This is a genomic window from Haemophilus sp. HN_Hi08 (assembly GCF_049824455.1).
Classification (GTDB): domain Bacteria; phylum Pseudomonadota; class Gammaproteobacteria; order Enterobacterales; family Pasteurellaceae; genus Haemophilus; species Haemophilus influenzae_D.
This window is the reverse complement of sequence record NZ_CP187493.1, coordinates 1,562,918-1,576,479: the sequence shown is the minus strand read 5'-3', so window position 1 is coordinate 1,576,479 and position 13,562 is coordinate 1,562,918. Positions and strand designations below refer to the sequence as shown.

The 13,562-nt window shown below is 38.5% G+C and carries 13 protein-coding genes; 10 read left to right on the top strand and 3 right to left on the bottom strand.

The genetic code is table 11. The annotated features are described in order from the left end of the window. Window positions 1-274: 274 nt before the first annotated feature. The 7 genes from ACPT8O_RS07665 to cysB all read left to right on the top strand — a co-directional run bounded on the left by ACPT8O_RS07665 (window position 275) and on the right by cysB (window position 7,201). A complete protein-coding gene (locus ACPT8O_RS07665; protein WP_021035004.1) occupies window positions 275-1,168 on the top strand; it encodes a transcriptional regulator GcvA in 894 nt (297 codons plus the stop codon). Next, window positions 1,161-2,252, top strand: coding sequence for a 23S rRNA (cytidine(2498)-2'-O)-methyltransferase RlmM (gene rlmM / locus ACPT8O_RS07660; protein WP_021035005.1), 1,092 nt, complete (start codon window positions 1,161-1,163; stop codon window positions 2,250-2,252). Before ACPT8O_RS07665 ends, rlmM begins: the two co-directional genes overlap by 8 nt. Before the next feature lie 35 nt (window positions 2,253-2,287). Continuing rightward, entirely contained in the window at window positions 2,288-3,457 is a 1,170-nt protein-coding gene (gene sucC, locus ACPT8O_RS07655; protein ID WP_021035006.1) for an ADP-forming succinate--CoA ligase subunit beta, read from the top strand. Continuing rightward, window positions 3,457-4,326 (top strand): succinate--CoA ligase subunit alpha, encoded by an 870-nt coding sequence (gene sucD, locus ACPT8O_RS07650; RefSeq protein ID WP_021035007.1) that lies wholly within the window; start codon window positions 3,457-3,459, stop codon window positions 4,324-4,326. The genes sucC and sucD overlap by 1 nt, the downstream gene beginning before the upstream one ends. Window positions 4,327-4,460: 134 nt before the next feature. Further along, entirely contained in the window at window positions 4,461-5,084 is a 624-nt protein-coding gene (locus ACPT8O_RS07645; RefSeq protein WP_021035008.1) for an L-threonylcarbamoyladenylate synthase, read from the top strand. A 61-nt stretch (window positions 5,085-5,145) separates the two neighbouring features. Next, entirely contained in the window at window positions 5,146-6,219 is a 1,074-nt protein-coding gene (gene rluB / locus ACPT8O_RS07640) for a 23S rRNA pseudouridine(2605) synthase RluB (RefSeq protein WP_021035009.1), read from the top strand. Between the two features lie 10 nt (window positions 6,220-6,229). Then, window positions 6,230-7,201, top strand: a complete 972-nt coding sequence (gene cysB / locus ACPT8O_RS07635) for an HTH-type transcriptional regulator CysB (RefSeq protein WP_021035010.1) — start codon at window positions 6,230-6,232, stop codon at window positions 7,199-7,201. 58 nt (window positions 7,202-7,259) lie between these two features. On the opposite strand, the gene prmB is transcribed toward cysB, so the two are convergent. Continuing rightward, window positions 7,260-8,204 (bottom strand): 50S ribosomal protein L3 N(5)-glutamine methyltransferase, encoded by a 945-nt coding sequence (gene prmB, locus ACPT8O_RS07630; protein WP_021035011.1) that lies wholly within the window; start codon window positions 8,202-8,204, stop codon window positions 7,260-7,262. A 130-nt stretch (window positions 8,205-8,334) separates the two neighbouring features. Between prmB and smrB the strand changes: the two genes are divergently transcribed. Continuing rightward, window positions 8,335-8,838, top strand: a complete 504-nt coding sequence (smrB, locus tag ACPT8O_RS07625; RefSeq protein WP_021035012.1) for an endonuclease SmrB — start codon at window positions 8,335-8,337, stop codon at window positions 8,836-8,838. Between the two features lie 75 nt (window positions 8,839-8,913). Here the strand turns inward: smrB and pta are convergent, their stop codons facing one another. Beyond that, window positions 8,914-11,049, bottom strand: coding sequence for a phosphate acetyltransferase (gene pta, locus ACPT8O_RS07620; RefSeq protein ID WP_021035013.1), 2,136 nt, complete (start codon window positions 11,047-11,049; stop codon window positions 8,914-8,916). Window positions 11,050-11,116: 67 nt separating this feature from the next. After that, window positions 11,117-12,322: an acetate kinase gene (locus ACPT8O_RS07615; protein WP_021035014.1), complete on the bottom strand. Its 1,206-nt coding sequence runs from the start codon at window positions 12,320-12,322 to the stop codon at window positions 11,117-11,119. Window positions 12,323-12,538: 216 nt separating this feature from the next. On the opposite strand from ACPT8O_RS07615, the gene yfbV reads away from it, so the two are divergent. Next, window positions 12,539-12,982, top strand: coding sequence for a terminus macrodomain insulation protein YfbV (gene yfbV, locus ACPT8O_RS07610; RefSeq protein ID WP_005657119.1), 444 nt, complete (start codon window positions 12,539-12,541; stop codon window positions 12,980-12,982). 86 nt (window positions 12,983-13,068) lie between these two features. Continuing rightward, on the top strand, window positions 13,069-13,560 hold the full coding sequence (locus ACPT8O_RS07605; RefSeq protein ID WP_005657117.1) for a CvpA family protein: 492 nt from the start codon (window positions 13,069-13,071) through the stop codon (window positions 13,558-13,560). The last annotated feature ends 2 nt before the right edge of the window (window positions 13,561-13,562 follow it).

Sequence of the window (13,562 nt, the reverse complement as noted above, 5' to 3'; positions counted from 1 at the left end):
GATTTAACCAAATCGGTTTAATAATATACAGGAAGTAAATGAGTAACAAATTGTTACTCAAGTTCGGTTTCCCGAACTATATGCAAACACAACATCATACTTAAGTCTGAAACTCATTAACTAGTAAGGAATTACCAATCATTAAGTATGGCGATATTTTAAGAAAAAAGGGCAAGAAAGGACAAGCGACGTTTTTTTATTTGAGGTATTAGAAAAACTAATTTGAAATAAATCTTGTCCATTATAGACGAAAAATTTATGAATGGAAATACTTATGTATAAACGTTTGCCCCCATTGAATTCGCTAAAATCTTTTGAGTCTGCTGCTCGTTATTTAAGTTTTACTAAAGCTGCAGATGAGCTTTGTGTGACACAAGCGGCGGTTAGTCATCAAATTAAATTATTAGAAGAATTTTTAGGAATTGAATTATTTAAGCGAAAGAATCGTTCTTTAGAATTAACTGAGCTTGGTAAAGCTTATTTTGTTGATATTAATAAAATTCTACGTCGTTTAAATGAAGCAACAGAGCGATTATTAACGTTAAAAACGGATCCGCATTTAAATATTAGCGTGCCACAAACTTTTGGTATTCAATGGCTCGTGCCACATTTAAGTGAATTTAATCAGCTTTATCCGCAAATTGAGGTGCGTTTAACAGGTGTGGATCAAGACGAAGGCTTGTTAAATAAAGAAATTGATCTTGCTATTTATTATGGCTTGGGAAATTGGCAGAATCTTCAAGTGGATCGTCTTTGCGAAGAAAATTTATTGATTTTTGCGTCGCCTGAATTACTAGATAAAAATCCAATTATTCAGCCTGAAGATTTAAAAAAACACACATTAATTCATATTCATACCCGTGATAATTGGCAAGCGATGGCAAATCATTTACAGTTAGATGATTTAAATATTCAGCAAGGGCCGTTATTTAGCCATACATTTATGGCGTTACAGGCGGCTATTCACGGGCAAGGCATTGTATTAGCTAATCGCTTATTAGCTTTGCAAGAAATTGAAAATGGATCATTGCAAGCGGTGTTGCCGACTAATTTGCCTGATCCAAAATCATTTTATGTGGTCAATCATCTTGATCGCCTTGATGACCAAAAAATTCAAGCATTCCGCCAATGGATTATTAACTCAATTAAACGAGAAGAAAATGAATAAACTCGCATTATATTGTCGCCCAGGTTTTGAGAAAGAAGTCGCCGCAGAGATCACTGATCAAGCAAGTAATTTGGGTGTATTTGGTTTTGCTCGAGTACAAGATAATTCGGGCTATGTGATTTTTGAATGTTATCAACCTAATGAGGCAGATCGCCTTGCCCGAGAAATTCCTTTTAACCGTTTGATTTTTGCTCGTCAGATGATGGTTATTTCCGATTTATTGGAAGATTTAGATCCCGCTGATCGTATTAGTCCTATCGTGGCGGCGTTTGAAGCATTATTACAACAAGTTAATTTTGCTCAATCTAGCGAGCTTTTTGTAGAAACTGCAGATACAAATGAAGCGAAAGAGCTTTCCACTTTTTGCCGTAAATTTACCGTGCCTTTGCGTCAAGCATTGAAAAAACAAGGTTGGCTTTCTGCAAAAGCGAGTCAAAAGTGCGGTCAATTTTTACATTGTTTTTTTGTAAAACCGAATTGCTGTTATGTGGGATATTCTTATGTGGATAATCATTCCCCTCATTTTATGGGAATCCCTCGTTTAAAATTTCCGGCAGATGCACCCAGCCGCTCCACGTTAAAACTAGAAGAGGCTATTTTGACTTTTATTCCGCGTAAAGAAGAGAATAAACGTTTAAATGAAAATATGATTGGTGTTGATTTAGGGGCTTGCCCTGGGGGTTGGACATATCAATTAGTCAAACGTGGTTTATTTGTTTATGCGGTTGATCACGGAAAAATGGCGGCGAGTTTGCATGATACAGGTCGCATTGAACATTGTGCGGAAGATGGTTTTAAATTTCAGCCTCCCAAAAGGAAAAAAGTGGATTGGTTAGTCTGTGATATGGTGGAACAACCAAGTCGTATTTCTTTATTAATTGGCAAATGGTTGTTGAATGGTTGGTGCCGAGAAACCATCTTTAATTTAAAATTACCCATGAAAAAACGTTATCAAGAAGTGATATTATGTTTAGAAAACTTGGCTGTTATGTTGGCGGAGCAGAATTTGAATTTTGAGATTCAAGCAAAACATTTATATCACGATCGTGAAGAAATCACGGTACATATAGCATTAAAACCTTGAGTGAATTGTTTTCATAACCAAAAAGGACGTCGCGAATGAATTTACACGAATACCAAGCAAAACAACTATTTGAGCATTATGGATTACCCGTAAAAAATGGGGCAGTCTGTCAATCTGTTGATGAAGTAGATTTGGTACTGGCTCAACTTTCAGGCGATAAGTGGGCAGCGAAATGCCAAGTTCATGCGGGTGGGCGTGGCAAAGCAGGTGGCGTTAAATTGGTACAGGATGTAGAGGAAGCAAGATCTTTTGCAGAAAAATGGCTAGGACAACGTTTAGTCACTTTTCAAACGGATAAATTGGGGCAGCCAGTAAACCAGATTTATTTTGAAGAAACTTGCGATATTGATAAAGAATTTTACTTAAGTGCGGTTGTTGATCGCGCCTCTCAAAAAGTGGTGTTTATTGCTTCCTCTGCAGGTGGAATGAATATTGAAGAAATCGCGCAAAATTCACCGCACTTACTCCACAAAGTCACTATTGATCCTTTATTTGGAGGATTGCCTTATCAAGGGCGTGAATTAGCGTTTAAATTAGGGTTAATTGGTGTGCAAAACAAACAGTTTACCGATATTTTTATGGGGTTATCTCGTTTGTTTTTAGAAAAAGATTTATCTTTACTGGAAGTCAATCCGCTTGTTCTTACTAAACAAGGGAATTTGATTTGTCTCGATGCCAAAATATCTGTTGATGATAACGCTTTATTTCGTCATAAAGATCTCTTAGCACTACAAGATTTAACTCAAAATGATGCTCGTGAAGCAGAAGCTGAAAAATTCCAGTTAAACTATGTGGCTTTAGAGGGTGATATTGGTTGTATGGTAAACGGGGCTGGGCTTGCAATGGGAACCATGGATATTGTGAAACTCTATGGTGGGAAGCCTGCGAATTTTCTTGATGTGGGTGGTGGTGCAACGAAAGATCGGGTTGCTGAAGCGTTCAAAATCATTTTAACCGATCCTTCCGTGAAGGTTATTTTAGTGAATATTTTTGGTGGCATTGTTCGTTGTGATTTGATTGCTGAAGGCGTCATTGCTGCAGTAAATGAAGTGGGCGTGAGAGTGCCTGTGGTTGTTCGATTAGAAGGAACGAACGCTGAAATCGGTCGCCAAATTTTAGCGCAAAGCGATGTTAATATCCTTACCGCACAGAATTTACAACAAGCTACAGAATTAGCTGTGAATGCAGCAAAAGGAGAACACTAATGGCGATTTTAATTGATAAAAATACTAAAGTGATTTGCCAAGGTTTTACTGGTGGACAAGGGACTTTTCATTCTGAACAAGCATTAGCCTATGGAACGCAATTAGTTGGTGGCGTATCGCTAAATAAAGGTGGCAGTAGTCATCTTGGTTTGCCTGTATTTAATACAGTTCGTGAAGCTGTCGAAAATACGGGGGCAACAGCGACGGTCATTTATGTGCCAGCACCATTTTGTAAAGATGCCATAATTGAAGCTATTGATGCAGGGATTAAGTTAATTGTCTGTATTACTGAGGGCATACCTACATTGGATATGCTTAAAGTGAAACAAAAATTAAATGAAACGGGCGTAGTGATGATTGGGCCAAATTGCCCAGGTGTGATTACGCCTGATGAATGTAAAATCGGCATCATGCCAGGACACATACATAAAAAAGGCAAAGTGGGGATTGTTTCTCGTTCTGGTACTTTAACTTATGAAGCGGTAAAACAAACTACAGATGAAGGCTTTGGACAATCGACTTGTGTGGGTATTGGTGGAGATCCTATTCCTGGCTCTAGTTTTATTGATATTCTCGAAAGATTTCAACAAGATCCCGAAACAGAAGCTATTGTGATGATTGGCGAGATCGGTGGTTCCGCAGAGGAAGATGCGGCAATCTTCATTAAAGATAATGTCACTAAACCAGTGGTTGCGTATATTGCGGGTATTACTGCGCCAAAAGGCAAACGGATGGGGCATGCTGGTGCTATTATTAGTGGCGGAAAAGGTACTACCGCAGAAAAAATTGCAGCGCTTGAGGCCGCAGGCGTGACCTGTGTAAAAAGCCTCGCTGAAATTGGTGCAGCTTTGAGAAAGATATTAAAATAATTTAAGAAAATTAACCGCACTTTAGTTTGATAAGGCGTAGATTGACTCTCTACGCCTTTATTTTTATATGCTCGCCATTATAAAGTGAACGCAAAACTGCTATAATCAGTGCACATTTTTTAAGGAAGAAATACATGAGCCAATTTTTTTATATCCACCCTGAAAATCCACAAGCGCGCTTGATTAATCAAGCCGTAGAGATTTTACAAAAAGGCGGTGTGATTGTGTATCCGACCGATTCGGGATATGCCTTGGGCTGTATGATGGGCGATAAACACGCAATGGATCGCATTATAGCAATTCGTAAATTGCCTGAAGGTCATAATTTTACCTTGGTGTGTAGTGATTTGTCGGAGCTTTCAACTTACTCAACGGTAAATAATACTGCTTATCGTTTGATTAAAAATAATACGCCAGGGCGTTATACTTTTATTCTTACAGCAACGAAAGAATTACCGCGTCGTTTAATGACATCAAAACGTAAAACCATAGGTTTACGCGTACCAGATAATAAGATCGCTTTAGATTTACTTTCAGCTTTAGGCGAGCCTATTTTATCTTGTTCGTTAATGTTGCCGAATGAAGAACATACTACACAATCCGATCCTGAAGAAATTCGTGATCGTTTAGAACATCAAGTGGATTTAATTATCCATGGTGGATATTTAGGGCAAGAGCCTACAACAGTGGTGGATTTAACGGAAGAATCGCCAGTGATTTTACGCGAGGGAAGTGGAAGCACTGATCCTTTTATTTAATACATATTATGTAACAGATAGACGCTTGTGAAAGCGACCTTTCCATTATTCAAGGAAAACAATGAAACCTAGTCAAAAACAAACTCAAAAACAACCGCACTTTTCCAAAGATTCAGCAAAGAAAAGTGATTTTTCAGTTAAAAATGATAGACGTTCAGTCTCTCGTACTGCTCGCATAGAAACGGCAAATACGAAAAAAAGTGCGGTTAATTCTGATAACAAATTTTTATCTAAGCCAAAAGCGAAACCTGTTGTAAAAGCCTCGAATCAACCTAAAATAGAGGGCGAAAAATTACAGAAAGTTTTAGCGCGTGCTGGGCAAGGCTCCCGTCGTGAAATTGAAACGATGATTGCCTCCGGTCGAGTGAGCGTAGAGGGTAAAATTGCGACTTTAGGCGATCGTATTGACGTACATTCTGGCGTAAAAGTGCGTATTGATGGTCAAATCATTAATCTTAGCCACGCACAAAAAGAAATTTGCCGTGTATTAATGTATTACAAACCTGAAGGGGAACTTTGTACTCGTAGCGACCCAGAAGGGCGTGCCACAGTGTTTGATCGTTTGCCACGTTTAACGGGGTCTCGTTGGATTGCAGTAGGGCGTTTAGATATTAATACATCGGGTTTGTTGCTTTTTACTACTGATGGCGAATTAGCAAATCGCTTAATGCACCCAAGCCGTGAAGTTGAACGTGAATATTCTGTACGTGTATTTGGTCAAGTGGATGATGCAATGTTAGCGCGTTTACGCAAAGGCGTTCAGCTTGAAGATGGCCCTGCCAATTTTAAAGAAATTAAATTTACAGGCGGTGTGGGTATTAACCAATGGTATGACGTAACCTTGATGGAAGGACGTAATCGTGAGGTTCGTCGTTTGTGGGAATCCCAAGGTATTCAAGTTAGCCGATTAATTCGTATTCGTTATGGAAATGTCAAATTAATGAAAGGTTTGCCTCGTGGTGGCTGGGAAGAAATGGATCTTGAAAACGTCAATTATTTGCGTGAATTGGTGGGATTACCTGCTGAAACCGAAACGAAATTAGATGTAAAACAGGCAAGTCGTCGTCCAAAATCTGGGCAAATTCGTAAAGCGGTGAAACGTTATTCGGAGATGAATAAACGTTATAAAAAATAAGGACTTTTTTATGAAAATGCAGCAATTGCGTTATATCGTTGAGATTGTAAACCAAAATTTGAATGTTACAGAAGCTGCAAATGCACTTTACACATCGCAGCCGGGTATCAGTAAACAAGTTCGCCTCTTAGAAGATGAATTAGGTCTGGAAATTTTTGAGCGTCATGGCAAGCATATAAAATCAATTACACCAGCAGGGAAAAAAATTATTTCGATTGCACGCGAGTTACTTGTTAAAGCGCAAGGTATCCGTGCCGTTGCCGATGAATATACTCAGCCAAATCACGGTGTGTTACGTATTGCGACAACAAATACTCAGGCACGTTATATGTTGCCAAGCGTGATTGAACGTTTTTCTAAAAAATATCCTGATGTGAGTTTGCATATTCATCAAGGTTCTCCAACACAAATTCACGATGCTTTAATGTCAGGCGAAGTGGATTTGGTAATTACCACTGAAGCACCTTATTTATTTGATGATTTAGTTCAGATTCCATGCTATTGGTGGAATCGTGCCGTGATTGTTACGCCCGATCATCCACTTGCTAAAGTGAAAGAACTGACCATTGAGGAATTAGGAAAATACCCACTTGTGACTTACACATTTGGTTTTACGGGTGTTTCTGATTTAGATTACGCATTTAATAGTGCCGGTATTTTACCGAATATAGTCTTTACGGCTACCGATGCTGATGTTATTAAAACTTATGTGCGCTTGGGGTTAGGGGTGGGCATTATGGCATCTATGGCACATACGGCACTAGATACGGATCTTGTACTGATTGATGCAAGCCATTTGTTCCGCCCAAGTATGACGAATATTGCATTTAAACATAGCACGTTCTTACGTAATTATATGTATGATTTTATGGAATATTTTTCGCCGCATTTAACTCGTAGTGTCGTAGAAAAAGCCGAGCGTTTGCGTGATAACAATTCAGTGAAAAAATTATTTGAAGGCATTGAATTGGAAACAAGATAACAATGTATAAATGAAGTGCGGTTGAAATTTAATAAGAATTTCAACCGCACTTGAAAGATTAAAACAGATCGTGATATTTCACTAAATCTTTACGCTGAATAGCAAATACGCCTAGCCCACCATTTTTAAGCTCTACCCATTCAAATGGCACATCTGGATATTGCTCAATTAAGCTCACCATGCTATTGCCCACTTCACATACCAACAAGCCATTTTCAGTTAAGTAATCTGGCGCTTGTTTTAAAATTTGTTTGGTAATGTTTAAGCCATCACTGCCAGAACCTAAGGCTAACTCTGGCTCAAAATGGAATTCTTCTGGCATATCGGCGAGATCTTCTTCGTCCACATAAGGTGGATTGGTCACGATAAGATCGTATTTTTGTCCTAAAATATTTGTAAATAAGTTTGATTGAATCGGGAATACGCGATGTTCTAATTGATGGCGTGAAATATTGATCTCCGCCACATTAAGTGCATCAACCGATAAATCGACAGCATCTACTTCCGCATTTGGGAAAGCATAAGCACAAGCAATGGCAATACAGCCACTGCCTGTGCATAGATCGAGAATATGATGAGGTTCCTGTGAAATTAAATTTTCAAAGCGATCTTGAATTAAAGCACTAATTGGAGAACGTGGAATAATGGTTCGTTCATCGACATAAAATTCGTGACCGCAGAACCAAGCACTATTTGTTAAATATGCCACTGGTACACGTTGTTCGATTCGGGTTAATGCAAGTTGAACTAAGGTTTCTTTTTCAGATGGGGTTAATCGACTGTTAAATAATTCGGTAGGTAAATCAATGGGTAAATGTAAGCCACTTAAAACGAGTTGCAGGCTTTCATCCCAAGGATTATCGTGCCCTTGCCCGAAGTAAATATCGGATCGATTGAGAATGCTATACGTCCAACGCAGAAAATCTTGGATGGTTTGCAGTTCGTTTGCAACATTATCTTCCAAGATAGTTGCAACTAATTCTTGGTTATGTGAAGTTTCCATCGCATTTCTCCATAAAAGTGAGTAGAAAAGTTAGCATAAAATTCGGTATGAAAATTTGGCGTAGTTATACCACAGATGAGAATGTAGAACTATGATATGATACGCAAAATTTGAAATTAATGAGAAAAAAATGCAAGACGAATTTGATTTATTCCGTGCGGAAACCAAAGGCATTAAGCCAATGAAACAAGATACTTTTGTTGCCCCTCACCAAAAACGTGATCAGAAAAAAATAGAATTGAAAGAATTACGAGCGAAAGAAGATACGTTATTTTATTTTTCTGATGAATATGAGCCGTTACTGAATGACAATGATGGTGTTGTGAAATATTTACGTGATGGGGAAGATTCCCATTTATTAAAACAACTTCGTCGTGGAGATTTTTTCCCAGAATTGTTTTTAGATTTACACGGTTTAACCCGTGAACAAGCTAAGCAAGAATTAGCCGCACTTTTACTGGCTTGTGAAAATGAGCATGTTGATTGTGCCAGTATCATGACGGGCTATGGCACCTTTACATTGAAAAAACAAATTCCACGTTGGCTAGTACAACATCCTAAAGTGCGGGCATTACATCAAGCACCAAGAGAATGGGGTGGCGAAGCCGCAATTTTGATTTTGGTTGATTTGTAAAAAACGTTATAAAAAATACCGCACTTTTACTGACTGGGGCAAAGTGCGGTATTTTCTTTTATGTTTTTACTTGAACTATTGTGTTGCTTGAATTGCGGTTAAGGCAATTGTGTACACAATATCATCAACTAAGGCTCCACGAGATAAGTCATTGACTGGTTTACGCATACCTTGAAGCATTGGGCCAATAGACACTAAATCTGCAGAACGTTGTACTGCTTTGTAAGTGGTGTTACCCGTATTTAAGTCAGGGAATACGAATACTGTTGCTTTACCTGCTACTGGTGAATTTGGTGCTTTAGAGCGAGCCACGTCTTCCATCACAGCTGCATCATATTGTAATGGGCCATCGATTAATAAATCAGGGCGTTTTTCTTTCGCAATACGGGTTGCTTCTTTCACTTTTTCCACATCAGCACCGCTACCAGATGTACCTGTTGAGTAAGAGATCATTGCGACTTTTGGATCAATACCAAATGCTTTCGCAGAATCCGCAGATTGAATTGCGATTTCCGCAAGTTGTTCTGCTGTTGGATCTGGGTTTACCGCGCAGTCGCCATAAACAAGCACTTGATCTGGTAATAACATAAAGAAGATAGAAGAAACGATTGAACTACCTGGTGCAGTTTTGATGATTTGCATTGGTGGGCGAATGGTATTTGCTGTAGTGTGAACGGCACCAGATACTAAACCATCTACTTCATTTGCTTCTAACATCATAGTACCAAGCACTACGGTATCTTCTAATTGTTCACGTGCTGCGGTTTCGGTCATACCTTTCGCTTTACGTAATTCAACTAAACGATCAACATAGTTTTCACGAACATCTGCTGGGTTAATGATTGTAATACCCTTGCCTAATTTAACACCTTGTGCTTCTGCAACACGTTGAACTGATGCAGGATCTGCTAAAAGCACACATTCCGCAATGCCACGTTCTGCACAAAGTACAGCTGCTTTGATTGTACGAGGTTCATCGCCTTCAGGAAGCACAATACGTTTTTTCGCCGCACGAGCAAGTTCAGTTAATTGGAAACGGAACGCAGGTGGGGATAAGCGAGGTAAACGGCTAGAATCTGCAACTAAATTATTGATAAAGTCAGCATTAAAGTGTTGGCTAATGTATTGTTTAATATTTTCAATACGTTCTTTGTCATCAACAGGCACTTCAAGATTAAAGCTTTGTAAACTTAATGCCGTTTGCCAAGTATTGCCTTCAATACGGAAGATCGGCAATTTTGCTTTTTCAAAAGTAGGTTGGCAAAGTTTATTAATTTGAGCATCAATTTTATAACCGCCTGTTAATAAAATACCGCCGATTTCAATACCATTTGACGCTGTGAGAGCGGCTGCTACAAGCACATCTGGACGATCTGCTGAAGCGACTAATAAACTGCCTGCACGGAAATGCTCAACCATATTTGGTAAACTTCTTGCACAGAAAGTGATACCACGGATGCGACGGTTAATATCTCCTTCAGTGATAATTGATGCACCTAAGTATTTCACTAAATCGATAGCGCGTGTTGCGATTAAATCTGCTGACCAAGGCACACAAGCTAATAATTTGATGGCACTATCTGCAAATAATTTGTTTACTTCTGTTTCGCTAATATGATTGTGTTGGAATGAATCAAAGATTTCAGCAAGATCGGGGCGTGTACGACCAGATTCATCAACGGGTGCATTAAATTTGTTTACAACTACGCCTAAAAGATTTGGATTGTTTTTACCACCAAATAAAGAGGCTGCTGCTTCTACACGATCTTTTAATTCGGTTGGGGTTTCAGTTGCTGGTGCTGCAACTAATACGATTTCTGCATCTAATGCTTGTGCAATTTCATAGTTGATATTATTTGCATAACCGTGTTTTCTTGTTGGAATTAAACCTTCCACCACAACGATATCGTTGTTTTTGGTTAATTGTTGGTGGTTAGCTACAATTTTTTCTAACAATACGTCAGACTGATTTTGACCAATTAATGATTCTGCCACGCTTAACATAAAGGGTTCGGCAGTTTCAAGGCTAGTGCTAGTGCGAATAATAGAGGTTGTGCGATCCAATTTATCTTCGCCAGTGCTTGGTTGAGAAACGGGTTTCATAAAAGCAACTTTCGCGCCTTTTTGTTCGAGAGAGTGGATTAATCCAAGACTAATGCTAGTTAAACCCACGCCTTTACTTACAGGGATAAGAATAATCGTGCGAGACATAATTAAACCTTAATATGTATATGTTATAAATAAAAACTGCCGAAAAATTCGGCAGTTTGTTGTTGAATTAGAAACAAAGTCTTGCGGTATCTTGTGCGATAACCAATTCTTCGTTAGTTGGAAGAACAATCGCTTTAAATGCGGAATCATCAGTCGTGATTACGCCATCTTTACCAAAACGTGCGGCAAGATTTCGTTCATTATCGATTTGAATGCCAAATAATTTTAAGTGATTCAATGCTAATTCACGAACGTGCGCTGAGTTTTCGCCAATACCACCAGTGAATGCAATCGCATCTAAGTGATCATCGCCCAACACAGCCATATAAGCACCAATGTATTTCGCTAAACGATAGCTATAAACATTTAAAGCGCGTTTTGCTTCTGGTTTAGATGCATTATCGTAGTTATCTTCAGCATAACGGCAGTCGCTGGTTACTTCAGTTAAACCTAAAAGACCAGATTTTTTCACTAAAGTCTCTTCGATTTGTTCCATAGACATACCTAGTGTTTTGTATAGATAGAATACGATTGCAGGGTCAATATCGCCACAACGCGTACCCATTACCAAACCTTCTAGTGGAGTTAAGCCCATTGATGTATCAATACATTGACCGTTACGCACAACAGAAACAGAACCACCATTACCTAAGTGACAAATAATAGCATTGACTTGGTCTGCGGGTTTGCCTACATATTCAGCGACTTCACGAGAAATGAAGTAGTGACTTGTGCCGTGTGCACCATAGCGACGTACGCCGTGTTCTTTATATAAAGAGTATGGAAGGGCATAAAGGAATGCTTCTTCAGACATAGTTTGGTGGAATGCTGTATCAAAAACTACCACGTTTTTATCTTTTAAGTGTGGGAATGCGTTAAATGCTTCGCGAATACCAATTAAGTGAGCAGGGTTGTGAAGTGGCGCAAATTGTGCAGCATCTTCAATACCTTTAACAACTTCATCAGTTACGATAACAGATTGGGTGTATTTTTCGCCACCGTGAACGATACGGTGACCAATTGCTGCGATAGAATTTTTTAGTTCATCAGTCAGAATGTTAGATGCAATAAAATTAAGCGCTTCAGTATGCGCTGCGCCTGCGCCTAAATCTGCGTTACCTTTCTCTCCATTGAGTTTCCATTTGATACGTGCTTCTGGTAAGAAAAATGCTTCGGCTAAGCCAGATAATTTTTCTTCCCCTGTTGCTGGATCAAGAATTGCAAATTTTAGTGAAGAACTACCGCAGTTAAGGATAAGAACAAGTTTTGACATAGGAACCCTATATTTGATTGAGGTTAATAGAAATCCATCATTTAAGATGGTTTGAAAAATTAGGTATAGGATACACCTTTTGATGAATAAAATAAATTCATCGGTAAGGAAAAAATACAAACTTTATCGTATTTTTTGAAAAATTAAACTATTTTTACTAAAAATAGACTTAAAATAGCGTATGATAAGTGCGGTCAATTTTTTGAGGTGTTTTTTATGGCGTTTTTTTCCATTTTTAAACAGGGACAAATTTATCTTAATACTTGGCCGCAGGAGGCGAAGTTAGGGATTATTTTCCCTGAAAACCGTATTATGAAAGCCACGAGTTTTGCACAAAAATTTATGCCTTTTGTTGCTGTATTTGCAATACTGTGGCAACAGATTTATGCAAAAAATGATTTAATGGCATTTTCTATCGCAATTTTGACCGCACTTTTTGCCTTGCTTATTCCTTTTCAAGGGCTTTATTGGCTTGGTAAGCGTGCAAATTCGCCATTAGAAAATCAAAGTGCGGTATGGTTTTACGATATTTGCGAACGCTTAAAACAACAAAATGAACCCTTGCCTTTTGTGCAAGAAAAACCGACATATCAACATTTAGCAGAGGTCTTAAGGAAAGCTCAAAGCAAATTTGAACGTGCTTTTTGGCAGGAAATTTAGTTTACGCAAACGTTTTCTTTTTGGCTGTATTTTTGTAGAATACCTCGGTCGTTTTAAACGGCCGTTTTTCATTGAGAGATTTTTTAATGATCGATTACATTATTATTGGCATTATCGCTTTTTCCATTCTTGTCAGTTTATTACGTGGTTTTGTACGCGAAGTACTTTCACTTGGTAGCTGGGTTGTGGCATTTATCGTAGCAAGCCAGTTCTATCCTTATCTTGCCACTTATCTTACGCAAATTGAATCAATGTATGTGCGTAATGGAACTGCAATCGCCATTCTGTTTGTTCTGACTTTAATTGTGGGTGCCATAGTAAATTATGTGATTAGTCAATTAGTAGATAAGACGGGTTTAAGCGGCACTGATCGCGTATTAGGTGCAGCTTTCGGTTTAGTGCGCGGTGCATTGATTGTGGCTGCGTTGTTATTTTTTATGGATACTTTTACCAATTTTGAACAAACTGATTGGTGGAAAGAATCTCAATTAATACCGCATTTTGGTTTTATTATTGAATGGTTCTTTCAACAGCTTCAGTCAAGTTCAAGTTTTTTAAATCCAACGCTTAATCAATAAGG